The organism is Streptomyces sp. 1331.2, from assembly GCF_900199205.1.
Taxonomy (GTDB): domain Bacteria; phylum Actinomycetota; class Actinomycetes; order Streptomycetales; family Streptomycetaceae; genus Kitasatospora.
The window spans coordinates 1,672,616-1,697,231 of the sequence record NZ_OBMJ01000001.1; the positions used below are offsets into that span (position 1 = coordinate 1,672,616).

The 24,616-nt window shown below is 73.9% G+C and carries 10 protein-coding genes and 2 pseudogenes (1 of these 12 only partly in view); 4 read left to right on the plus strand and 8 right to left on the minus strand.

Annotated elements, in window-relative coordinates; translation table 11 throughout:
* From CRP52_RS06990 to CRP52_RS07020, 8 genes and pseudogenes are all read right to left on the minus strand, one after another.
* Window positions 1-5,472 carry the 5' end (the start) of a non-ribosomal peptide synthetase gene (locus CRP52_RS06990; protein WP_097235607.1) on the minus strand. 15,081 nt of this gene lie to the left of the window's left edge, so only the first 5,472 of its 20,553 coding nucleotides appear in the window; the start codon lies at window positions 5,470-5,472; its stop codon lies off the left edge, out of view.
* Window positions 5,469-7,409 (minus strand): condensation domain-containing protein, encoded by a 1,941-nt coding sequence (locus CRP52_RS41030; RefSeq protein ID WP_441349060.1) that lies wholly within the window; start codon window positions 7,407-7,409, stop codon window positions 5,469-5,471. The genes CRP52_RS06990 and CRP52_RS41030 overlap by 4 nt, the downstream gene beginning before the upstream one ends.
* Window positions 7,386-13,016 (minus strand): annotated as a pseudogene (locus tag CRP52_RS06995) (amino acid adenylation domain-containing protein); the annotation flags it as partial. The pseudogene CRP52_RS06995 and the gene CRP52_RS41030, both read right to left, overlap by 24 nt.
* A 174-nt stretch (window positions 13,017-13,190) precedes the next feature.
* Window positions 13,191-15,565 (minus strand): annotated as a pseudogene (locus tag CRP52_RS07000) (condensation domain-containing protein); the annotation flags it as partial.
* Between the two features lie 84 nt (window positions 15,566-15,649).
* A complete protein-coding gene (locus CRP52_RS07005) occupies window positions 15,650-15,928 on the minus strand; it encodes an acyl carrier protein (protein ID WP_097235610.1) in 279 nt (92 codons plus the stop codon).
* Window positions 15,925-16,842: a hypothetical protein gene (locus tag CRP52_RS07010; protein ID WP_097235611.1), complete on the minus strand. Its 918-nt coding sequence runs from the start codon at window positions 16,840-16,842 to the stop codon at window positions 15,925-15,927. The genes CRP52_RS07005 and CRP52_RS07010 overlap by 4 nt, the downstream gene beginning before the upstream one ends.
* A complete protein-coding gene (locus CRP52_RS07015) occupies window positions 16,839-18,701 on the minus strand; it encodes an acyl-CoA dehydrogenase family protein (protein ID WP_097235612.1) in 1,863 nt (620 codons plus the stop codon). Before CRP52_RS07015 ends, CRP52_RS07010 begins: the two co-directional genes overlap by 4 nt.
* Window positions 18,698-20,533: a fatty acyl-AMP ligase gene (locus CRP52_RS07020; protein WP_097235613.1), complete on the minus strand. Its 1,836-nt coding sequence runs from the start codon at window positions 20,531-20,533 to the stop codon at window positions 18,698-18,700. Before CRP52_RS07020 ends, CRP52_RS07015 begins: the two co-directional genes overlap by 4 nt.
* Window positions 20,534-20,933: 400 nt before the next feature.
* On the opposite strand from CRP52_RS07020, the gene CRP52_RS07025 reads away from it, so the two are divergent.
* The 4 genes from CRP52_RS07025 to CRP52_RS07040 are packed head-to-tail and all read left to right on the plus strand — an operon-like array spanning window position 20,934 to window position 24,562.
* Window positions 20,934-21,383: a cobalamin B12-binding domain-containing protein gene (locus tag CRP52_RS07025; protein WP_179852705.1), complete on the plus strand. Its 450-nt coding sequence runs from the start codon at window positions 20,934-20,936 to the stop codon at window positions 21,381-21,383.
* The gene (locus CRP52_RS07030; protein ID WP_101948156.1) at window positions 21,380-22,726 is read left to right on the plus strand and encodes a methylaspartate mutase; all 1,347 of its coding nucleotides are present in this window, start codon (window positions 21,380-21,382) and stop codon (window positions 22,724-22,726) included. The genes CRP52_RS07025 and CRP52_RS07030 overlap by 4 nt, the downstream gene beginning before the upstream one ends.
* Window positions 22,723-23,550, plus strand: a complete 828-nt coding sequence (locus CRP52_RS07035; protein WP_218893077.1) for an ABC transporter permease — start codon at window positions 22,723-22,725, stop codon at window positions 23,548-23,550. Before CRP52_RS07030 ends, CRP52_RS07035 begins: the two co-directional genes overlap by 4 nt.
* Window positions 23,551-23,602: 52 nt before the next feature.
* Window positions 23,603-24,562 (plus strand): TauD/TfdA family dioxygenase, encoded by a 960-nt coding sequence (locus CRP52_RS07040; protein ID WP_097235615.1) that lies wholly within the window; start codon window positions 23,603-23,605, stop codon window positions 24,560-24,562.
* The last annotated feature ends 54 nt before the right edge of the window (window positions 24,563-24,616 follow it).

Sequence of the window (24,616 nt, forward strand, 5' to 3'; positions counted from 1 at the left end):
CTGCCCCGGCTCGATCCGGAAATCCGTGCAATTGACCGTCGCCTCCGTCGGCCCATACGCATTCACCACCACCACACCCGGATGCAACCCCCGCCACGAATCCAGCGCCTCACCCACCAACGCCTCACCACCCGTGACCAACATCCCCGACGCCGACACCCCCGCCGGCAACACCTCCAACAACCCCAAATGCGACGGCGTCACCTTCATGAACGACGGACGACCCCACACCCCCGCCCGCTCATCCAACTCCGCCAGCACCACACACCCACCACTCACCAACGGCGCATACAAACCCGTCACCGACAGATCAAACGCCACCGACGAATGCAACAACGACAACCCCGCCGCATCCCCATACACCTCACGAGCACGCACCAAATACGCACCCACCGAACGATGCTCAACCACCACACCCTTCGGACGCCCCGTCGAACCCGACGTGAAAATCACGTACACCGGATGCGACAACGACAACCCCACCCGACGATCCCCATCCGACACCGGCCCATCCGAAAAACCGGACACACCAGCCAGAACCGCCAGGTCATCGATCACCAGCACCGGACGCGCATCACCCAAAACCTGCGCCACCCGCTCCGCCGGCACCCCCGCATCCACCGGCACATACGCACCACCGGCCTTCACCACCCCCAGCAGCGCCACCACCAACTCCACCGACCGCGGCAACACCACCCCCACGAACGACTCCGCGCCCACCCCCCGCGCGATCAGCCACCGAGCCACCCGGTTCGACCACGCATCCAACTCCCGATACGTCAACGACCGGGCACCCGCCACCACCGCCACCGCATCCGGCGTCCGCTCCACCTGCTCCGCAAACAACACCGGCAACGACACCCCACGCACCTCACGCGACGCACCGTTCCACCCCACCAACACCCGCTCACGCTCACCCACAACAAACACATCCACCCCACCGACCCGACCCTGCGGATCAGCAGCCAACGCCGACAGAACCCCGACGAAACGCTCCACCAGCGCCTCCGCCGTCCCCCGGTCGAACACATCCGTGCTGAACTGGAGTGCGCCGCGCAGGCCGCCCGGTGTGCCGGTGGTGCCGTGCGACTCGGCGAAGGAGAAGCCGAGGTCGAACTTGACCCGGTTGGTCTCCAGGGACTTGTGGCTGACCGTCAGGCCGGGAAGCTCGGCGATCTCGTCCAGCGCCTCCACCGGGCCCGCGTTGTTGAGGTTGAGCATGGTCTGGAAGAGCGGGTGCCGGGAGAGCGAGCGCTCCGGGTTCACCGCCTCCACCAGCCGCTCGAACGGCAGGTCCTGGTGCGCGTACGCCTCCAGGTCCCGGGCCCGGACACGCTCGATCAACTCCGCGAAGGTCGGGTCACCCGACACATCCGTCCGCAGCACCAGCGTGTTCACGAAGAAGCCGACCAGGTCGTCCAGCGCGTCATCGGTACGGCCCGCAATCGGGGTACCGAGCGGGATGTCGTCCCCCGCCCCCAGCCGGCTCAACAGCGCCGCCAACCCCGCCTGCAGCACCATGAACAGACTCGCCCGCTGCTCGCGCGCCACCCGGACCAGGCTCCGGTGGAGCTCCGGCGTGAGTTCGAAGGTGACGGTGTCGCCCTGGTAGGAGGCGACCGCCGGCCGCGGCCGGTCGTACGGCAGCGCCAGCTCCTCCGGGAGGTCGGCCAACGTGCGCGTCCAATAGTCGAGTTGACGATCGATCGGCCCGTCGCCGTCCCCCTCCCCGTCGCCCGAGCCGAGCAGTTCGCGCTGCCAGAGGCTGTAGTCGGCGTACTGCACCGGCAGCGCCTGCCACGCCGGGGCCCCGCCCGCGGCGCGCGCCGCGTAGGCGCTGGTGAGGTCGCGGGCCAGCGGCGCGCGGGACCAGGCGTCGGTGGCAACGTGGTGGGTGAGCAGCAGGAGGACGTGGTCCTGCTCGCCGAGCTCGAAGAGCCAGACCCGCAGGGGGGTGTCCTTGGTCAGGTCGAAGGTGTGCCGGGCCGCAGTCAGCAGGGCCTCGTCCAGCCCGGCCTCGTCGGTCCGTACGACCGTGAGGTCCACCGTGCGGTGCTCGGTGCGGTCGCCGTCGGCGTCGGCGTCGGCGTCGAGGACGACCTGGTACGGGCCCTCGGCGTCCTCCGCGAGGACGGTGCGCAGCGACTCGTGGCGGCCCACCACGTCGCCGAGGGCCAGGCCGAGGGCTGCCCGGTCGAGGGTGCCGGTGAGCCGCAGCGCGACCGGCGAGTTGTAGGCCGCGCTGGGGCCCTCGAAGCGGTTGAGGAACCAGAGCCGCTGCTGGGCGTAGGAGAGCGGGATCCGCTCGGGGCGCGGCACGGCGGCCGTGAGGGCCGCGCGGGCGCTGCCGTTGCCGGTGTCGAGGGCGCCGGAGAGGCCGGCCACGGTGGGGGTGTCGAAGAGCTGGCGGATGGCCAGCTCGGCGCCGAGGACGGACCGGACGCGGCTGACCAGGCGGGTGGCGAGCAGGGAGTGGCCGCCGAGCTGGAAGAAGTCGTCGTCGATGGAGACCGACTCCACGCCCAGGGTCTCGGCGAACAGCCCGCACAGGATCTCCTCGCGCGGCGAGCGCGGAGCCCGGCCGGTCGAGCCCGCCCCGTACTCCGGTGCCGGCAGGGCACGCCGGTCCAGCTTGCCGTTCGGCGTCAGCGGGAACGCGTCCAGCACGACGAACGCCGACGGGACCATGTACTCCGGCAGCCGGCCCGCGGCCAGCGCCCGCAGGTCCTCGGGGGTGACGGGGCGGCCGCCGGTGGCGGCGTAGGCGACCAGGCGCTTGTCACCGGGCTGGTCCTCGCGGAGCAGGACGGCGGCCTGGGTGACGTGTTCGTGTGCGGCCAGCACCGCCTCGATCTCGCCGAGTTCGATGCGGTAGCCGCGGAGCTTGACCTGCCCGTCGCCGCGGCCGACGAACTCCAGCTGCCCGTCGTGGTTCCAGCGCAGGACGTCCCCAGTGCGGTACATCCGGGAGCCGGGCGGACCGTACGGGTCGGCGACGAAGCGTTCGGAGGTGAGGCCGGCCCGGTGCCAGTAGCCGCGGGCGAGTCCGGTTCCGGCGATGTAGGCCTCGCCGGGGACGCCGGCGGGGACGGGGCGCAGCGCGCTGTCGAGGACGTAGACCCGGGTGTTCCAGAAGGGGCGGCCGACGGGTACCGGTCCGGTCGGCGAGGGGCTGCCGGCGGGGATGCGGTACTGGACGCTGTTCACGGTGGCCTCGGTGGCGCCGTAGACGTTGAGCACGTCGGCGTCGGGGCGGCGGGCCCGCCAGCGGTCGATGACCTCGCCGAGGAGGAGTTCGCCGCCGAGCATGACGAGCCGGCTCGGGGAGGCGTCGGCGGGCAGGGCTTCCAGGAGGGCGAGGACGCTGGGGGTGCCCTTGAGGAAGGTGGGGGCGGGGCCGTCGGCGGCGCTCTCGTCCAGGTCGGCGACGCGGACCAGGCCGCCGGAGACGAGGGTGGTGTAGAGGGCGGTGACGGTGAGGTCGAAGGAGATCGGGGAGTGCAGCAGCGAGGTGCCGGTCATCGCCGGGTAGGCCTCGCGGGCCCACTGCAGGTAGGCGCCGAGGGAGCGGTGTTCGATCACGACGCCCTTGGGGCGGCCGGTGGAGCCCGAGGTGTAGATGACGTACGCCGGGTGCGCGGGCAGCAGGGCGCCGTGCCGCTCGGCGTCGGTGGGCGCGGTGGCGGGGTGGGCGTCGAGCTCGGCGGCCAGCGCCGGGTCGTCGAGCAGCAGGCGCGGGGTGTCGCTGTCGGGCAGGGCGGCGGCCAGGTCGCCGGTGGTGAGGAGCAGGGCGGGCCGGGTGTCGTCCAGCATGAACGCGATGCGGTCGGCCGGGTAGTCGGGGTCGACGGGCAGGTAGGCGGCGCCGGTCTTGAGGACGGCGAGGAGGGCGACGACCATGCCGGCGGTGCGGGGCAGGGCGATGGCGACGAAGCGCTCGGGGGCGGCGCCGCGGGCGACGAGCAGGTGGGCCAGGCGGCTGGAGCGGGCGTCGAGTTCGGCGTAGTCGAGGGTGCCGTCGGGGCCGCTGACGGCGGGGGCGTGCGGGGTGCGTGCGGCCTGGGCCCGGAACAGGTCGAGGACCGTGGTGTCCTCGGGGACGTCGTGCGCGGTGTCGTTCCAGCGCAGCAGGGCCTCGTCGCGCTCGTCGTCGCCGAGCAGTGCCAGCCGGCCGACGGCCTGGTCGGGGTCGGCGATCAGGCCGTGCAGGACCCGGACGAAGCGGTCGAGCACGCGCTGGGCGGTGGGGGCGTCGAAGACGTCGGGCCGGTAGTTGAGGCGCAGCCGCAGGGTGTCGCGCGCGGAGGCGATCAGCAGCAGCGGGTAGTGGGTGGCTTCGCGGTTCTTGCCGGGGGCGAGGCTGATGGCGGCGCCGATGCCGGTGCCGGCGGTGCCGGTGCGGCTGACCGGGTAGTTCTGGAACACCATGGAGGTGTCGAAGAGTTCGCCGTGGCCGACGGCCCGCTGGACCTCGGCGAGTCCGAGGTGCTGGTGCGGGGTGAGCCGGGCCTGCTCGTCCTGGACGCGGGCGAGGAGGGCGGCGAGGGGTTCGGCGGGGCGGATCCGGACCCTGGTGGGCAGGGTGTTGATGAAGAGGCCGACCATCCGCTCGACGCCGTCGAGCTCCGCGGGGCGGCCCGAGACGGTGGTGCCGAAGACGATGTCGTCGCGGCCGGTGTGCACGCCGAGGGCGATCGCCCAGGCGGCCTGGACGACGGTGTTGAGGGTGAGGCCGCGGCTGCGGGCGAGCTCGCCCAGCGCGGCGGTGTCCGTGCGGTCGAGGACGGCCTGCACCTCGGCGCCGGCGACGGCTGCCCGGCCCGCGCCGGGCGCGACCTGGGTGGGTTCGGCGAGGTCCGCGTAGGCCTCGCGCCAGGCGGCGCGGGCGGCGTCCGCGTCCTGGCGCTCCAGCCAGCCGAGGTAGTCGCGGTAGGGGCGGACGGGCGGCAGCGCGGTGGTGTCGCCGCCGGTGTCGTAGAGGGTGAACAGCTCGCCCATGAGGACGGGCAGGGACCAGCCGTCCATCAGGAGGTGGTGGTTGGTCAGCACCAGGCGGTGCCGTGCGGGGCCGAGGCGCAGCAGGGTGAAGCGCAGCAGCGGGGGCCGGGCGACGTCGAAGCGGGCGGTGCGGTCGGCGGTGACCGCCGCGTCGGCGGCCGCGGACCGCTGGTCCTCGGGCAGGCCGGTCAGGTCGGTCTCGGTCCAGGGCAGGCGGACCTCGCGCATGACGAGCTGGGCCCAGTCGCCGTTCTTGCGCTGGCGGAACGCGACCCGCAGGTTGGCGTGGCGGGCGAGCAGTTTCTCGGCGGCGGCGCGCAGGGCGGTCGGGTCGAGGGCGCCTTCGATGTCGAAGGAGATCTGGACGACGTAGGGGTCGAGGCCTTCCTCGTCGTAGACGCTGTGGAAGAGCAGGCCCTCCTGGAGGGGGGCCAGCGACAGGATGTCCTCGATCTTCCGCGGGTTACGACTCACTTGGTGGCCTCTTCTTCATCGTCTTCAGCAGCGGTTGCGTCGTCGGAGGCGGCGGACCCGTGGTCGCCGTCCTCGTCGTCGCCGAATTCGTCGTCGCCGTACAGGTCGTCGCCGTACAGGTCGTCGCCGTACAGCTCGTCGCCGTACAGGTCGTCCAGCTCGTCCTCGAAGGCCTCGATCTCGTCCTGGGTGATGGAGGAGAGGGAGACGTCGGAGGGGGTGAGTCCGCCGGCGAGGGGGTCGTGCGCGTGGGTGACGAGGGCTTCGAGCGCCTGGAACCAGAGCCCGGCCAGCTGCTGGACCTCGGTCTCGTCCAGGACGTCCCCGGCCCAGGTCCAGAAGGCGACCAGGCGTGGTCCGTCGGGGCCGTCCTCGGTGCGCGCGTTGAGTTCGAGGGGGTGGGCGAGGGGCAGGTGCGCGGGGTCGCCGGGGACGGCGTCGATGCCGCTCAGCGGGGTCCAGTCGGCGACCGGTCCGGCACCGCCGGTGGTGAACCGGCCGAGGTAGTTGAAGGCGACCTGGGGGTCGGGCAGTCCGTCGAAGCCGGGCGCGGTGGCGGGGTTGAGCCGGCGGACGAGTCCGTACCCCATGCCCTTGTCCGGGACGGCCCTGAGCTGTTCCTTGACGGCCTTGAGGGCGGTTCCCGCGGCCGGGCCGCCGGCGAGCGCCTCGGTGAGGTCGGCGCGCCCGGTGTGCAGGCGGACGGGGTACAGGTTGGTGAACCAGCCGACGGTTCGCGACAGTTCGGCGCCGTCCACCAGGTGTTCCTCGCGGCCGTGGCCCTCCAGGTCGAGGAGGAGTCCGGTGCTGCCCCGCCAGCGCGCCCAGGCCAGGGTGAAGGCGGTCAGCAGGACGTCGTTGGCCTCGGCGTTGAACGCGGCCGGGACCTTGGTCAGGACGGCTTCGGTCACCTCGGGGGGCAGCACCGTCTCGATCCGGCCGGCGGTGGCCTGGGTGTCCCGGGCCGGGTCCAGGGCGCGGCGGCCCAGCAGCGGGTCGGGGGTGCGCAGCACGTCCTGCCACCAGGCGGCGTCGGCCATCCGGGCGGGCGTCGCGGCCTCCTCGGTCAGGCGCTGGGCCCAGCGGCGCAGGGAGGTGCCGACGGCCTGGAGTTCCGGTTCCCGGCCGGCGGCGACGGCCTGGTGGGCCTCGGCGAGGTCGGGCAGCAGGATCCGCCAGGAGACGCCGTCGACCACGAGGTGGTGGATGACGAGGAGCAGCAACCCCGGGGTGGTGGGGCCGCGGTCGACCCAGACCACCTGGACGAGGCGGCCGGCGGCCAGGTCGAGCCGGTCGCGGGCGGCTTCGCCCTCGGCGTGGACGAGCCGGATCAGGTCCGGGCCGTCGAGTCCGGTGGCGTCGGCCCGGTGGACGGCGGTGGCGGCGTCGACGGCGCCGGGGGCCGGGATCACCAGGCGCCGGTCGGGGGCCGGGGAGAGCCGGGCCCGCAGCGCGTCGTGGTGGTCCAGGAGGGCCTGGACGGCGCGGGTCAGGTGGCCGGGGTCGAGCCGGGCGGGGGCCTGGAGGACGGCGGACATGGTGTAGCCGTCCAGGTCGTCGCTGCGGGCCAGCAGCCAGTGCTTGATCGGGGTGAGCGGCACCTCGCCGAGGCCGGCGCCGGGCTCCTCGGCCGCCGGGCCCGCGGTCTCCGTGACGACGGTGGCGAGGGCGGCGACGGTGCGGTGCTCGAAGATGTCCCGGACGGACAGGGCGAGTCCGGCCCGGCGGGCGCGGCCGACCAGCTGGATCGACATGATGCTGTCGCCGCCGAGGTCGAAGAACCCGTCGTCGATGCCGACCTCGCGGACGCCCAGGACCTCGGCGAACAGGGCGCACAGGGCCTTCTCCCGTCCGGTGCGCGGCTGTTGGCCGGTCCCTTCGGCGGGCGCCTCGGGGGCGGGCAGGGCGGCCCGGTCCAGTTTGCCGTTGGCGGTCAGCGGCAGTTCGGCGAGGACGGTGACGGTGGCGGGGACCATGTAGTGCGGCAGCTGCCGGGCGATGTGGGCGCGCAGCGTGCGGGCGAGCTCGCGGTCCCGGTCCTCGTGCTGCTCCTGGTCCTGCCCGCCGTGCGCGCCCTCGTCCCCGCCCTCGTCCCCGCCCTCGTCCGCGCCCTCGGCCCGGCCGGGGCGCTCGGGCACCACGTAGGCGGCCAGCCGGAGGATCCCGGGGGTGTCCTCGCGGGCGAGGACCGCGGCGGTGTCGACGGCCGGGTGCTCGGCGAGGACGGCCTCGACCTCGCCGGGCTCCACCCGGAAGCCGCCGATCTTGATCTGGTGGTCGGAGCGGCCGAGGAACTCCAGTTCGCCGCCGGCGTTGCGGCGCACCAAGTCCCCGGTGCGGTACATCCGGGAGCCGGGCGGGCCGAACGGGGAGGCGACGAAGCGTTCGGCGGTGCGGTCGGGCCGGCCGAGGTAGCCGCGGGCCATCTGGGAGCCGCCGACGTACAGTTCGCCGCGCACGCCCGGGGCGACCGGCCGCAGCCGCTCGTCCAGGACGAACACCGCGGCGTTCCAGATGGGTTCGCCGATGGAGGCCGAGGCGGGCCACTCGTCGGTGTCCTCGGGCAGCGTCGCCGAGGTGATGGCGGCGACCTCGGCGGGGCCGTAGATGTTGTGCGCCATGCGCCGCCGGCCGCCCGCGCAGAACGCCCGCAGGTCGCTGCCGAGCCGGAACTGCTCGCCGCCCTGGAAGAGGTCGGTGAGCGAGTCCAGCGGTTCGCCGAGGTCCGCGGCGGCGGCGAGCAGGGAGTCGATGACGAGGGTGGGGGCGAAGAGTTCGTTGATGCCGTAGCGGGCGATCCAGGCCGCCAGTTCGCGGCCGTCGAGGCGGACGTCCTCCTCGGGCAGGACGAGGGTCTTGCCGACGACGAGCGCCTGCAGGATCTCCTGGACGGCGAAGTCGAAGGAGACGGCGAGGAACTGGGCGGTGCGGGTGCCGACGCCCCCGCAGTAGGTGCCGGTGTGCCAGGCGAGGAGGTTCATCAGGGAGCCCATCGGCATGACGACCCCCTTGGGGGTGCCGGTGGAGCCCGAGGTGTAGACGACGTACGCCGGGTGGCGGGGGTCGAGCGGCCGGACGCGCTCGGCGTCGGTCAGGTCGGTGTCCGCGAGGGCGGCGAGGGAACGGGCGACGGCCGGGTCGTCCAGGACGACGTCCCGTTCCCGCGGCTCGCCCAGCAGCGGCCGGTGGGCGGTGTCGGTGACGACCGCGGCGGGGCCGCAGTCGGCGAGGACGGCGCGCAGCCGTTGCTCGGGGGCCTTGGTGTCGACGGTGAAGTAGGCGGCGCCGGTCTTGAGGACGGCCAGCAGTGCGACGATCATCTCGGCGGACCGGGGCAGCGCGACGGCCACCACGGACTCGCCGCCCACACCGCGGGCCGCGAGGTGGCGGGCCAGCCGGTTGGCGCGGGCGTTGAGCTCCCGGTAGGAGAGGGTGGTCCGCTCGGAGATGACGGCCGTGGCGTCGGGCACCTCGGCCGCCTGGCGTTCGACCAGCTCGGGGACGAACGCCGGCGCCACCTCGTGCGCGGTGCGGTTCCCCTGCGCGAGCTGCCGGGCCTCGTCGGGCGTCAGCAGGTCGAGCTGCCCGATCGGGCGGTGCGGATCGGCGGCGACCGAGCCGATCAGCCGCAGCAGCCGCTCGGCGAAGCCGCCGGCCGTCTGCCGGTCGAAGATGTCGGCGTTGTACTCGACCGCGCCGTGCAGGCCGGTCGGTTCGCCGTCGGGGCCGTGGGTCTCGTCCAGGAAGAAGGCCAGGTCGAACTTGGCGCGCCCGGTCTCCGGGGCGGCCACGTCGACGGTCAGGCCCGGCAGCCGCAGGACCTCGATGGCCTCCTGGTTGTTGTCGAGGCCGAGCAGCACCTGGAAGAGCGGGTGGCGGGCCAGCGACCGGACGGGGCTGAGCACCTCGACCAGCCGCTCGAACGGCAGGTCCTGGTGGGCGTACGCGCCGAGGTTGGTCTCCCGGACGCGGGCGACGAGCTCGGTGAAGGACGGGTCGCCGGAGGTGTCGGTGCGCAGGACGAGGGTGTTGACGAAGAAGCCGACCAGCTCCTCCACCGCCGTGTCGGTCCGGCCGGCGATCGGCGTGCCGATCGGGACGTCCGCACCGGCGCCGAGCCGGGTCAGCAGCGTGGCCAGCGCCGCCTGCAGCACCATGAACAGGCTGGTGCGGGTCTCCCGGGCGAGGTCCGCCAGGGCCGTGTGCAGGGCGGCGGGCACCTCGAAGGCGACCCGGCCCCCGCGGTGGGACTGGCTCGGCGGGCGGGGCCGGTCGGCGGGCAGCTCCAGCTGCTCGGGCAGACCGGCCAGGGTCTGCTGCCAGTAGGCGAGTTGGCGGGAGATCTCGCTGTCCGGGTCGTCCTCCGAGCCCAGCGTCTCCCGCTGCCACAGGGTGTAGTCGGCGTACTGCACGGGCAGCGCCGCCCAGCCCGGTTCCGCACCCCGGGCGCGGGCCGTGTAGGCCAGCGACAGGTCCCGCGCCAGCGGTCCCATGGACCAGCCGTCGCCCGCGATGTGGTGGACCACCAGGGTCAGTACCCGCTCCCCGGCATCCGTGCCGAACAGCCAGGCCCTGATCGGGAGTTCGGCGCCCAGGTCGAAGGGGTGCGAGGCGGCGGCGCGCACCCGCGCGGCCAACTCCTCGGCGCCGACCCGCTCCTCGGTGAGCACCGGGCGCGCGTCTGCGGCCGGCAGGACGACCTGCCGGGCGCCGGCCGGGTCGTCCGCGAACACCGTCCGCAGGCTCTCGTGCCGCACCACCACGTCGGCCAGGGCCTCACGCAGCGCGGCGAGGTCCAGGTCGCCGGTCAGCCGCAGGGTGACCGGGATGTTGTAGGTCGCGTCGGGGCCCTCCAGGGTGTGCAGGAACCAGAGCCGCTGCTGGGCGTAGGACAGCGGGAGCACGCGCGGGCGCTCGACGGGCAGCAGCGGCCGACGGGCACCGGCGGCGCGGCCGCACGCCTCGGCCAGCCCGGCGACGGTGGGGTTCTCGAAGAACGTGCGGATCGAGACCTCCGCGCCCAGGACGGACCGGACCCGGCTGAGCAGGCGGACGGCCGACAGCGAATGGCCGCTGCGGTCGAAGAAGTCGTCGTCGATGCCGACGGAGGGCACGCCCAGCACCTCGACGAACAGGGTGCACAGGATCTGCTCCAGCGGGCTGCGCGGGCCCCGGGCGCGGGCGGGCAGCACGGCGGCGGCCGGGCCGGGGGCGGCATGCTCGGGGTGCTCGGGCTGCTCGGGACGCTCGTCCAGCCGCAGTTCGCCGTCGCGGCCCCAGCGGGCGGTGCGGTCGAGGCAGTACAGCCAGGACGCGCCGGGCAGCGGGGAGGGCAGCAGCCGGTCCGGGTCGACGCCGTCCGCAGCGCCCTCCGCAACGTCGACCACCGCCGTGTCGCCCGCGGCGCCGACCACCGTGCCGCCCGCCGCGTACAGCCGGCCGGGGACGCCGGGCGGCACCGGCTGCAGGGCCGCGTCGAGCACCCACGCGCGGGTCGGGCTCAGGGCAGCCGGGAGCCCGGCCCGGGACAGCGCCTCGGACACCCCGGGGCGCGCGGTGTCGCTCCACCGCTCCAGGACGGCGGCACGCTCGTCCGCGTCGAGGAGCTCGACGGCGGACAGCGGGCTGCCCGGCTCGGCGGCCACCGCGGCGAGCAGCCGCAGGAGCCGCGCACCGATCGAGCGGGCCGTCTCCGTGGCGAAGAGGCCGGTGTTGAACTCCAGGTCGGCCACGATGCCCGCAGGGCGGCCCTGGGCGTCGAAGCTCTCGGTCAGCTCGAAGTTGAGGTCGAACTTGGTGTCCTCGATCGGCAGCCGCTCCAGCTCCACGGCGAGCCACGGCAGCCGGGCGACCTCGGCCACGGTGGCCCGCGGGTCGGCGTTGTGCAGGGTCAGGCAGACCTGGAAGAGCGGGTGGCGGACCAGCGAACGCTCCGGGTTCAGGGCCTCCACCAGCCGCTCGAACGGCAGGTCCTGGTGGGCGTACGCACCGAGGTCGGCCTCCCGGACGCGGGCGACGAGCTCGGTGAAGGCCGGATCGCCGGAGGTGTCGGTCCGCAGCACGAGGGTGTTGGCGAAGAAGCCGACCAGCTCCTCCAGTGCGGAGTCGGTCCGCCCGGCGATCGGCGTGCCCAGCGGGACGTCCTCGCCCGCGCCGAGCCGGGTCAGCAGCGCGGCCAGCGCCGCCTGCAGCACCATGAACAGGCTGGCCCGCGTACGCCGGCTCAGCGCGTGCAGGTCCTGGTGGAGAGCGGCGGGCACCTGGAAAGTCACCCGGTCGCCGTGGCTCGCGAGGTCCGGCGTCCGCGGCCGGTCCACCGGCAGCGCCAGTTCCTCCGGGAGGCCGTCCAAGGCCTGCTGCCAGTAGGCGAGTTGGCGAGCGATCTCGCTCTCGGGGTCGTCCTCCGAGCCCAGCGTCTCGCGCTGCCACAGGGTGTAGTCGGCGTACTGCACGGGCAGGGCCGGCCAGGCCGGCTCCCCTCCCCCGGTGCGGGCCGCGTAGGCCAGCGACAGGTCCCGCGCCAGCGGGCGCAGGGACCAGCCGTCACCCGCGATGTGGTGCAGGAGCAGCAGCAGCACGTGCTCGTCCTCGGCGAGGGCGAACAGGGCGGCGCGCAGCGGGAGTTCGGTGGACAGGTCGAAGAGGTGGCCCGCCCCGGCGGCGAGTTCGGCCGGCAGCCGGGCCTCGTCCGTCTCCCGGACGTCGATCCCCACGGGCGCCTCGTACGGCGCCAGGATCCGCTGGGTGAACCCCTCCTCGTCCTCACCGAAGACGGTGCGCAGGCTCTCGTGGCGGGCGACGACGTCGGCCAGGGCCAGCCGCAGCGCCTCCCGGTCCAGCGGACCGCGCAGGCGCAAAGCGCCGGGCGCGTTGTACGCGGTGCTGCCGCCGTCCAGCAGCTGGAGGAAGCGGAGCCGCTGCTGGGCGTAGGAGAGCGGGACCCGCTCCGGGCGCGGGACGACCGCGACGACGGCACCCCGGGTGACGCCCTCGGCGGCGTCCAGGGCATCGGTCAGCGCGGCAATGCTTGGGGTGTCGAAGAGTTGACGGATCGGCAGTTCCACGTCCAGGACGCTGCGGATGCGGCTGACCAGACGGGTGGCGAGGAGGGAGTGCCCGCCGAGACGGAAGAAGTCGTCATCGATCGAGACCGACTCCACCCCCAGAGTCTGCGCGAACAGACCGCACAGCACCTCCTCACGCGGGGACCGCGGCATCCGGCCCACCGCCTCCACCACGTACTGCGGGGCCGGCAGCGCACGGCGGTCCAGCTTGCCGTTCACCGTCAGCGGCAGCACGTCCAGCTCCACGAACGCCGACGGCACCATGTACTCCGGCAACCGGCCCGCCACGAACTCCCGCAGACCCTCCACCGAACCGGACGCCACGACATACGCCACCAGACGCTTGTCACCCGGCTCGTCCTCCCGCACCACCACCGCAGCCCGCGCCACACCCTCGTGGGCGACGACCGCGGCCTGCACCTCACCCAACTCGATCCGGAAACCCCGAACCTTCACCTGATCGTCAACCCGGCCCACATACACCAGCTGACCATCCGCATTCCACCGCGCCACATCACCCGTGCGATACATCCGCGCACCCGGACCACCGAACGGATCCGCGACAAAACGCTCCGCCGTCAGATCCGGCCGACCCCAATAACCACGCGCCAGCACCACACCCGCGACATACAACTCACCCGCAACCCCCGGCGGCACCAGACGCAAATCCCCATCCAGCACATACGCCCGCGTATTCCAGAACGGCCGCCCAATCGGCACCGGACCCGAACCGACGACCTGCCCCGGCTCGATCCGGAAATCCGTGCAATTGACCGTCGCCTCCGTCGGCCCATACGCATTCACCACCACCACACCCGGATGCAACCCCCGCCACGAATCCAGCGCCTCACCCACCAACGCCTCACCACCCGTGACCAACATCCCCGACGCCGACACCCCCGCCGGCAACACCTCCAACAACCCCAAATGCGACGGCGTCACCTTCATGAACGACGGACGACCCCACACCCCCGCCCGCTCATCCAACTCCGCCAGCACCACACACCCACCACTCACCAACGGCGCATACAAACCCGTCACCGACAGATCAAACGCCACCGACGAATGCAACAACGACAACCCCGCCGCATCCCCATACACCTCACGAGCACGCACCAAATACGCACCCACCGAACGATGCTCAACCACCACACCCTTCGGCCGCCCCGTCGAACCCGACGTGAAAATCACATACACCGGATGCGACAACGACAACCCCACCCGACGATCCCCATCCGACACCGGCCCATCCGAAAAACCGGACACACCAGCCAGAACCGCCAGGTCATCGATCACCAACACCGGACGCGCATCACCCAAAACCTGCGCCACCCGCTCCGCCGGCACCCCCGCATCCACCGGCACATACGCACCACCGGCCTTCACCACCCCCAGCAACGCCACCACCAACTCCACCGACCGCGGCAACACCACCCCCACGAACGACTCCGCGCCCACCCCCGCGCGATCAGCCACCGAGCCACCCGGTTCGACCACGCATCCAACTCCCGATACGTCAACGACCGGGCATCCGCCACCACCGCCACCGCATCCGGCGTCCGCTCCACCTGCTCCGCAAACAACACCGGCAACGACACCCCACGCACCTCACGCGACGCACCGTTCCACCCCACCAACACCCGCTCACGCTCACCCGCAACAAACACATCCACCCCACCCACGGGCGCCGCCGGGTCGTCGGCGATCTGCTCCAACACCCGGACCAGCCGGTCCTGGTGGGCGGTCAGCTCGTCCTCGCGGTACAGGGCCGGGTCCGCGTCGAGCTCCAGGCGGATCCCCCCGCGCGAGGTGGCGCTGCCGTAGAAGTTGACCTTCAGGTCGTTCACCGGCCCGGTGGAGAGCGGGTGGACCGTGGCGGGGCTGTCCCCGAAGACCGGTTCGCCGGCGAAGGCCATCACGTTCACCGTCGGCCCGAGCCGGGCCTGGCGGCCGCCCGACAGGCCCAGTTCCCGGACCAGGTCCTCGCCGCGGAACCGCTGGTGGCGGAGCACGTCCGCCAGCGAGCGGGCGACGTCGGCGGCCAGCTCGGCGAAGCTGCGGTCCGGATCGGGCGTCACCCGGATGGGCAGGACGTTGACCATCGCGCTCGGCGTGGTCAGCCCGGTACGGCCGGTGCGGCCCGCCAGGGGGAGCGCGAAGGTGAAGTCGGTCCGGCCGGTCATGCGGTGGTAGCAGGCCGCGGTGGCGGCGATCGCGAGCGCGGGCCACGGCACGCCCGACTGCGCGGCGAGGGAGGCGAGTCGGGCCGCCAGCTCGGACGGCAGGGTACGGACCAGGCGCAGGCTGCTGTGGGTGCTCGCGGCCGAGCGGTCGGCGAGGCTGATCGGGTCCGGCAGGTCGGTGAAGAGGTCCAGCCAGTACGCGCGGTCCTGGCGCCGCCGGCGCGAGTCAGGGTACGAGGCCTCGTCGGCGACCACCCGGTCCAGCGTCGCGAAGGGGGACGCCGAGGGCTCCTGCCCGGCTGCGAGGGCGGTGTAGAGGGCCGCGACCCGGGCCGTGTAGACGGAGTGGCCGAAGCCGTCGAGCACCGCGTGGTGGTAGCGGTGCACGTAGAACGAGCGGTCGTCGGCGAGTCGGATCAGGGTCTGGGCGCTGAGCGGGCCGCGGCCGAGGTCGAAGGTCCGGGCCATGTCCTTGGCCATCCACCGCTGCGCCTCAGCCTCCGGGTCCGGGGCGTCCCGCAGGTCGACCACGCGCAGCGGCCGCTCCTCGGCCGGCGTGACCACCTGCCAGAGCCGCGTCCCGCCGTCTCCGAGCCCGTCGCCCCGCCCGTCTGCGCGCGCGTCGCCCGCGCCGGTGTCCTCGACGAAGTGCGAACGCAGCGCCTCGGTCTCCTCGACGCCGCGGCGCACCGCCTCCGCGAGCACGTCGAGGTCGACGGGGCCGTCGATCTCGTAGTAACCACCGCAGTTGTAGAGGGGGCTGTCCGGCTGCAGTTGCTGGGCGACCCAGATGCCCAGTTGGGCGGCGCTGACGGGTCGACGGAGCGTACGGGCGTCGTCGGACATGGACGAGCGGTCCTCTCGGATCTGCGGGGTGGCGGACTGCGGCGCGGGACGGGTGGGCGAAGCGGGAGCCTGCGGGGCGAAGTGTCAGTCCTGCTGGGCGAGTTCCCGGATCAGGGCCGCGCTGAGGGCGTCGATGGTGGGGTTGTCCCACATGACGGTCGGGTCGAGGGAGATGTCGAGGTGGTCCTCCAACTCGGCGGCGACGGAGAGGACGTAGAGCGAGTCGAGGCCGTAGTCGGAGAGCTTCGCGGCGGGGTCGACGGTGTCGGCGGGCCGCTCCAGATGGGCGGCGACGCAGTCGACCAGCCAGCTGCGCAGGCTCTCGACGGTGTGGGTACCGGTGTCGGTGCCGATGTCGGTCATGTGCGGTTCTCCTGTGGCATGGGTGGTGGTGGCGGTAAGGGCCGGTCGGGCAGGGCGCGCCGGGTCAGGTCGAAGGAGCGCCCGCTCTCGTAGCGGTCGAGGAGGTCCCCGTACAGCCGCTCGTGGACCGGTCCGGCCGGCTGCGGGGCCCGGCGGGCGCGGCCGGTCAGCCCGCATCCGGGGGCCGCGGCGAGCAGCTGCGGGTCGCAGAGGGCCGCGACGGCGGGGGTGGCGAGCAGGTCGGAGAGCAGGTCGGAGAGCGCTGCCGGGGCGTGGTCGGGCTCCGGTGTCGCCGTCCGGTCCGCCGCCGCGAACAGGGCGCGCTGGGTCTCGCCCAGCAGCCGCTGGAACGCCGCGTGCTCGCCCACCCGGATGTAGAAGCGCGACCCCATCACCACCGAGAGGCGGTCCAGCGCCCCCTGGAGGGCGCGCGGGCCGAGCGCCGCCAGGGCCTGTCCGGCGGCTCCGGGCCGTGCGGGCAGGGCGTCCGTCCCGCGCACGGCGAGCGTGGCCAGCGTGTCGCAGAGCAGGAGGTCGGCGAAGGCGCCGGAGAGCAGCACCCGCAGGGCGGGCAGGTCGATCGCCGCGGCGCCGTAGAGGCGGCGGGCCCGCAGGTGGCGCAGGGTGATCCGGAGGGCGGAGTCGAGCGCGCCGACGCAGGCGCCGACGGCGAAGGCGGCCGAAGTCGGAACCGGCGCCGGGCCTGAGGCCGGCGAGCGGCGGTGGACGGCCCGCAGGGCGTGCAGCACCGGCTCCGGGTCACCCGCGGGGACGTGCCAGGCCTCCCCGTCCGGGGTGCGGCCTGCCTCCGCGGCGGCGAGGAGGGCGGCGAAGCCGTACGGGTTGGCGGAGTCGAAGGGGTCGCCCAGGCGCTGTTCCAGGGCGTTCGCGAGGGTTGCGGTACCGGTGTTCACGAGGCCTCCGCCTTCCGGGGGTCGAGCTGGTCCAGCAGGGAGAGGAAGGTGCCGGGCGGGCAGGCCGACAGGTGGTCGGCGAGCTCGTCCAGCACCTCACACTCCGCCTCCGTGACGGGCTCACCGAGGTCGGTGAGCGCCTTGACGAGGCAGCCGCGCAGCCATCCGTCCGGCACCGGGCCGGCACCGGAGGAGGTCCCGCGCAGCCAGAGGTGCAGGGCGGCGGCCGCGGCGAAGCACAGTTCGTACCGCTCGGCGAGGTCGAACGCCTCCGCCGGTACGGCCCGGGGGGTGAACCGGACGGCCGCCATGGCCTCGTGGAGGCGTTCGGTGGCGTCCAGCAGCCGCTCGCCGAGCGAGAGCAGCGGGCGCAGCGAAGCCGAGTTGCCGCCGTCGGCCCGCTCGGCCGCCTCGGCCCGCTCGCGCAGCTCGGCGACGGCCCCCGGCAGCCCGGCCGAGACGGAGCAGCCGCCGGTGGAGAGCAGGCCGAGCGAGGCCGGCCGGAACGGCCGCGGCGGGATGTACAGGTCGGCCGCCTCGGCCAGGCCGTCCGCGTCGAGGCGGCCCTTGCGGTAGCCGCGGGCGATCCGCGGGAACTGCTCGATCAGCGCGTTGCGGTTGACCAGGCTGCTGCCGTCGAAGATCCCGATGATGCGGTGGTCCCGCTCGGCCTTGGCGAACAGGCCGTGCGGGTCTCCGGGGCCGAGCAGCCCGTGCGGGCCGAGGAGGTGCAGCAGCCGGGCGATCACGGCGTCGACCTGCGCCGGGACGTAGGCCTTGGCGACGGCCGAGATGACGCTCATCTCGCCGGTGAGGGCGTGCAGGGAGCGCACCGCGACCAGGCCGGTGGCCTCGGCGAGCAGCAGCCCGGCGGCGGCCTCGCCCAGTTCGCGCCGGACGTGCGGCAGCTGCGCGAGCGCCGTGCCCTGCCCGTCGGCCACGAGCGGTGCGCCGCCCCCGCCGGCCGCGAGCGCCGTGCCCTGCGCCCCGGGTCCGACCGGTGCCCCGCCGGCGCGGTGTGCGGCGGCGAAGTCCGCGGCCAGCCGCAGGACGTGGTCCCCCACGCCGAGCGACATGGCGGCGCAGCAGGTCCGGGTGATGTGCAAGGCCTTGACGATGATCTCGACGCCCTGGCCGGTCGCTCCGATCAGGGCGTCGGCGGGCAGCCAGGCCTGGTGGAAGGCGATTCCGCTGATGTCGGCGCCCCGGATGCCGTAGGTGGGCACCTTGGGCAGGGCGGTGTGCGCGCCGGGTGCCAGCCGGGCCTTGTCGACCAGGAAGAGGCTGAAGCCGCGCGGGCCGCCCGCGTCGTCGGTGCGGGCGAGGACGGTCACCAGACCGGCCCGGGTGACGTTGTTGATCAGCCACTTCTCGCCGTCGAGCAGCCAGCCGCCGTCGGGCGCGGGGCGAGCGACGACCTCGCCGGCGAGCAGGTCGCTGCCGTGGTGGCGTTCGGTGAGCGCGCAGGAGACGACCTCGGCGGCGGCGATCCGCCGGCCGAGCCACCGGGCGGGTTCGGCGGCGTCGACGATCCAGGTGGGCACGGCGCCCAGGTACGTCTTGCCGTGGGCGGCGGCGACGGTGAGGTCGATCCGTGCGACGGCGCGCAGCAGCCGCAGGACGACGGTGAAGTCGTCGAGTGCGCCGCCGTGTTCGGCGGGCACGTAGTAGCGGGGCAGGCCGGTCGCGTCGAGGGCCCGGCAGGCGTCGGCGGGGAACTCGTCGGCCCGGTCCAGGGCGGCCAGCCCGACCTGGTCGAAGGGCTGTCCGGGGCCGCCGAGTTCGCGCAGCCGCCGGGTGAACCGCTCCACCGGGTCGGCCGCTTGGGTGTTCCGGGCGGGGGGCGCCGCGGCGGTCATGCGCCCACCGTCCCGGTTGCGGTCGGCGCCCCGGTTGCGGTCGGGACATCGGTGCCGGCGGGGACACCGGCGGCCGGAGCGGCCGGGCGCAGCAGCCCCTCCTGGTAGTCCGCGTAGGTGGGGTCGAGCGCACCGGAGCGGAACAGTTCGCGCATCGCCGAGCGCTGGATCTTGCCGCTGGTGGTGCGCCGGACCCCGCCGGGGCGCAGCAGGAGGACGGCGCCGACGGGGGCGCCGAACTCGCGGGCGACGGTGAGCCGCATGTCGGCGGCGAGCCGGCGCAGTCGTTCCTCCTCCTTGATGCCGCGCACCTCGTGGGTGACGACGAGCACGTCCTCGGGCTGCGGGCCGTCGCCGGGGACGGCGAAGCAGGCGCCGACGAGGCTGCCCAGTTCGGGCTGCTGCAGGCGGAGTTCGTGCTCGATGTCCTGGGGGTAGAGGTTGCGGCCGCGCAGGTTGAGCACGTCCTTGAGCCGGCCGGTGACGTACAGCTCGCCCTCGTACAGGGTGCCGAGGTCGCCGGTGCGCAGGTAGCCGGTGTCGCCGTCGGCGGTCGTGGCGCGGAACTCGGCCTCGTTGGTGGCCTCGCGGTTCCAGTAGCCGTGGCCGATGACGGGGCCGCGGAGCCAGATCTCGCCGACGCCGCCGTCGGGCAGGACGCGGTGAGTGCGGGGGTCGACGATGCGGATCTCGGCGCCGGTGACGGGCCCACAGCTGACGACGGCGCGTCCGGGCCGGTCGCCGGCCACCGGCCGGAACTCGTGCTGTTCGAGGAGTTCGGGGTCGATGTCGAGCGCGGTGGGCGGGCCGTCGAGCGCGCCGGAGACGAAGAGGGTGGCCTCGGCCATGCCGTAGCAGGGGCTCAGGGTGGCGGCGTGCAGCCCGTACGGCGCGAAGCGCTGCCGGAAGCGGTCGAGGACGGCGGCGCGGACCGGCTCGGAGCCGTCGACGGCGTGCTTCCAGCGGGACAGGTCCAGTCCCTCGGCCTGCTCGTCGGTGATCCGCCGGGTGCACAGCTCGTACGCGAAGTCGGGGGCGGCGGAGGTGTGGATGCCGAAGCGGTCGATCATGTGCAGCCACAGGTGCGGGCGCTTGAGGAAGGTGGCCGGGCTCATCAGGACGGTCCCGGCGCCGCTCATCAGCGGCGGCAGGATGATGCCCATCAGCCCCATGTCGTGGAAGTGCGGGATCCAGCCGCCGAGCGGGGTGTGCTCGTCGAGCCCGAGGCGGTCGATGAGGGTGGAGCTGTTCTGCAGCAGGTTGCCGTGGGTGATGACGACGCCCTTGGGGTCGCCGGTGGACCCGGAGGTGTACTGGAGCACGGCGACGGTGTCGTGGGTGGTGAGCGGCATCGTCCAGCCCTGCGGGCCCGGTCCGGTGCCGTCGTCTGTGACCAGCACGGGGAGGTGGTCGAGCCCCTCCTCGGTGGTCCAGGTCTCGACGTCGCCGCGGGTCGCGGTGTCGGTGAGGACCGCGACGGCCCCGGCGTCGGCGGCGATCCGCACGACCCGGCGCCGCTCGTGGCGGTAGCGGCCCGGCAGGGAGGAGGGGACGGCGACGGCGCCGGCGTACAGGCAGCCGAGGAAGGCGGTCAGGAAGGCCGGCCCGGCGGGGTACAGCAGGACGGCCCGGTCGCCCGCGCCGATGCCGGCGGTGTGCAGCCGCCGGGCGATCCCCCGGGCCTGCCGGTCCAGTTCGGCGTACGTCAGCCGGCTCGCCCCGTCCGCCCGGAGCGGATCGGTGACGAAGGTCAGCGCGTCCTTCTCCGGAATGTTCTCCGCATGCCGGACGAGAACTGCGGTGACACTGGGGGCGGTGACGATTTCCGCCATCTGGTTGCCCTGCCCTTCGCCTTCGCTCCTGGGAATTCCCGCCGCGCCGGTCGGCACCGCGGGATTCTTTCTAACGACGCTCCGGCGGGCCGCGGAAGGCGAATGACAGCAAACTGCAAGGACGCGGCGCACCGGTGCCCGGCGGCGGCCCGGTTTCCTGCACCGCGGGCCGTTCCGGGGCCTTCTGCCCTCCGGTACCGGCCAGTTGGGGACCGGTCCGGTGGGACCGGCGCGCAGTAGGGTCGAGGCACCGTCAGCGCGCGGCCGCCCGCGCGGCCGTTTTCCTTCCGCTGGCTTCGGACTCCTCCCCATCCGCCGAGTGATCGGCGTTCCGGTCCTGGCGCCGGAATGCGCCGGTTCTCCCGAGACCGGATCTGCCATGAATTCGACACCTGGACCCATGAATTCCTCACCTGGAACCGACTCGCCTTCCGTCTCCCCTTCCGTGCTGTTGACCGGCACCTCGTCCGACGCCCACACCTGGAATCTCGTCTACCTCCAGCTCGTGCTGGAGGAGGTCGGCCACACCGTGGCGAACCTCGGCCCGTGCGCGCCCGACGAGCTGGTGGTGCGGTCCTGCCTGGAGCTGCGGCCCAGGCTGGTGGTGGTCAGCAGCGTCAACGGCCACGGCTTCAACGACGGTCTGAGGCTGATCCGCGAGCTGCGGGCGCGGCCCGAGCTGGCCTCCGCCACCGTGGTCATCGGCGGCAAGCTCGGCACCGACGGCCTGCGCAACGTCGGCATGATCCGCCGGCTGACGGCGGCCGGCTACGACCGGGTCTTCGACGACGGGGAGCTGCCCGCGTTCCGTTCCCTGGCCGCCCGGTCGGTGTACCGGGCTGTCTCGTGACACCGGCGTCCTCTGACAGCTCCGACAGCTCCGAGAGCTCCGGCGGCTCCCGCGGCTCCGCCGAAGCCGTCGGCGCCCCCGGCACCACCAGCACCGGCGGCTTCGGCGGCTTCGTCGCCCGGGCCCACGCCCGCGGCGCGCTCGTGGTGCAGCCCCGGATGGGCTTCAGCGACCCGCGGCTGATGCGCGAGGGCCTGGAGCGGACCCGGGCGGCCGAGGCCGTCACCGTCGGCACCCTGACCCTGGACAGCTACACCCGGGTCAACGACCTGGCGGCGGCCGCCCGGGCCGTCGCCGAGGGCGTCCGGCTGAACGGCTACCCGATCTGCACCCACTCCCCCGCCGTGACGCGCACCGTGCTGGACGGCGTCCACGCAGACTCCTTCCCCGTGCAGGTGCGGCACGGTTCGGCGCAGCCCGAGCACATCGTGGCCGCGCTGCTGTCCGTGGGGCTCGACGCCACCGAGGGCGGCCCGGTCTCCTACTGCCTGCCGTACAGCCGTACGCCGCTGAGCGAGGCGGTGGCCAGCTGGCGGACGGCCTGCCGGATGCTGGCCCGGGCGCAGGGCGGCGGGCGGGTGCCGCACCTGGAGAGCTTCGGCGGCTGCATGCTCGGGCAGTTGTGCCCGCCGTCGATGCTGGTGGCCCTCAGTGTCCTGGAGGGCGTGTTCTTCGCCCGGCACGGCCTGCGCAGCGTCTCCCTGAGCTACGCCCAGCAGACCAGTGCGGAGCAGGACCGGGAGGCGGTGGCGGCCCTGCGCGCGCTCGCGGACGAACTGCTGCCGGGCATCGACCGGCACCTGGTGGTCTACGCCTACATGGGCGTGTACCCGGGCTCCCGGGCCGGCGCGCTGCGGCTGCTGGAGGCGGCGGCGCGGCTGTCGGTCGAGTCGGGTGCGGCCCGACTGATCGTCAAGACCGCGGCCGAGGCGCACCGCATCCCCACCATCGCCGACAACGTGGAGGCGCTGGAGACCGCCGCCCGGGCGGCGCGCGGCACCGTCCGGCGGCCGGAGCCGCCCGGTACCGAGCCGCGCTCCGAGGTGTACGAGGAGGCCCGGCTGCTGGTGCACACCGTGCTGGCGCTGCACGAGGACGTCGGCGAGGCGCTGCTGCTGGCCTTCCGGCGCGGCCTGCTCGACATCCCGTTCTGCCTGCACCCCGACAACGCGGGACGGGCCCGGAGCTTCATCGACACGGACGGCCGGCTGCGCTGGTCGGACACCGGGCGGCTGCCGCTGACCGGTTCGGCCGTGGCCGCCGCCCGCAAGCTGACCTCCGCCGACCTGCTGACCGCACTGACCCAGGTCCAGCGGACCTACGACCCAGGAGGCCCCCGGTGACCGCCACCACCCCGCTGCCGGACCGCCCCGCCGACGCGCTCTGGCAGGGCAGCAGCGCACCCGCGCAACTGCTGATCCTCACCGGCCGCTCGGTGCGGGCGCATCTGGCGCACCGCAGGGCGATGGTCCTCAGCATGCTCCAGCCGGTGTTCATGCTGCTGCTGCTCAGCCAGGTCTTCGGCAGCATCGTCGACCGCGGGCACCTGCCCTCGGGGGTCGGCTACCTCGACTACCTGCTCCCGGCGCTCCTGGTGACCACCGGGATCGGCCCGGCGGTGGCCTCGGGCATCGGGCTGGTGCGGGACATGGACAACGGCGCGGTGGCCCGGCTGCGGACGCTGCCGATCCGCGCGCCGCTGCTGCTGATCGCCCGCAGCCTGGCCGATCTGCTGCGCACCGCCGTCCAGTTGGTGATCCTGCTGGTGGTGGCCGTGGTGGTGCTGGACGCCGATCCGGCCGGCGGCCCGCTCGGGCTGCTGGCCGCGCTGCTGCTGACCTGCACGGTGGTGTGGGCGATGACCTGGATCTTCCTCGCCCTGGCCGCGTGGCTGCGCAACGCGGAGGCCATGCAGAGCGCCGGCTACCTGGTGACCTTCCCGCTGATGTTCGCGTCGAGCGCGTTCGTGCCGGCGGACCGGCTGCCGGGCTGGCTCCAGCTGCTGGCCCGGCTCAACCCGCTGTCGTACGCGATGGACGCGGCCCGGGCGCTCGCCCTCGACCTGCCGCTGGGCACCCGGGTGTGGGCCGCCCTGGGCACCAGCGCGCTCGTCGCCCTGGTCGCCTCGGCCGCCGCCGTCCGGGCGTTCCGCCGCCCGGTGGCCTGACCCCACCCCGCTACCGCCTGACCCCGCCACCGCCCTACGAAACGGAGCGACGATGACCGAACTGCGCGCACACCCCCTGGTCCGCCTGGACGCGGCACCCGACCCCGGCACCGACGCCGCGGTCTGGACGGCCCGGCACCGTGCGGAGATCCGCGAACTGGCGGCCCGGCACGGGGCCGTCCTGGTCCGGGGGCTGGACCCGGGCGGCCGGGACGGGGCCGCCGCCGTCGTGTCCGAGGTGCTCGGCGAGGGCCTGACCGAGCGCGAGGGGTTCGCCCCGCGCGACCCGTACCCGGCGCCCGGCGTGTACTCCTCCTCGCACTGGCCGGCGGACCAGCCCATGTGCATGCACCACGAGCTGAGTTACGCGGCCGTGGCCCCGCGGCTGCTCGCCTTCGCCTGCGTCACCCCACCGACGAGCGGCGGGGTGACGGCGCTCGCCGACGCCCGCCGGGTCCTGGAGGACCTGCCGGCCGCGCTGGTCGAGCGCTTCGAGCGGGACGGCTGGCGGCTGACCCGCCACTACAACCCGTTCGTCGGCATCGGCTGGCAGGACGCCTTCGGCAGCGCCGAGCGCGCCGAGGTCGAGCGCTACTGCGCGACCCACGGCATCGACACGGACTGGGGCCCCGACGGCGCCCTGCGCACCACCCAGACCCGGCCCGCCGTGGTGGCCCACCCGGACACCGGCGAGCGCTGCTGGTTCAACCAGATCGCCTTCCTCAACGAGTGGACGATGGCCCCCGAGGTCCGGGAGTTCCTGACCGCCGAGTTCGGGCCCGAGGGGCTGCCGTTCAACACCTTCCACGGCGACGGCACCCCCCTGGACCGCGTCACGGTGGACGCGGTCAACGAGGTCTACGAGCGCCACACGGTGCGCGAGCCCTGGCAGCGCGGCGACCTGCTGGTGGTCGACAACGTCCGTACCGCGCACAGCCGCGAGCCCTACCGGGGCGAGCGGGAGATCGTCGTCGGGCTGGGCGAGCCGTTCCGCCCCCGCGCCGGCGGCTGAACCACCGGTGGTCCGTACGACCGAGCGGGGCCGCACCCTGGTGTTCCGGGTGCG

Excerpts from the sequence above, each read along its gene's own strand:
- CRP52_RS07005 (WP_097235610.1), bottom strand. The coding sequence starts at position 15,928 with ATGACCGACATCGGCACCGACACCGGTACCCACACCGTCGAGAGCCTG.
- CRP52_RS07015 (WP_097235612.1), bottom strand. The coding sequence starts at position 18,701 with ATGACCGCCGCGGCGCCCCCCGCCCGGAACACCCAAGCGGCCGACCCG.
- CRP52_RS07020 (WP_097235613.1), bottom strand. The coding sequence starts at position 20,533 with ATGGCGGAAATCGTCACCGCCCCCAGTGTCACCGCAGTTCTCGTCCGG.
- CRP52_RS07025 (WP_179852705.1), top strand. The coding sequence starts at position 20,934 with ATGAATTCCTCACCTGGAACCGACTCGCCTTCCGTCTCCCCTTCCGTG.
- CRP52_RS07040 (WP_097235615.1), top strand. The coding sequence starts at position 23,603 with ATGACCGAACTGCGCGCACACCCCCTGGTCCGCCTGGACGCGGCACCC.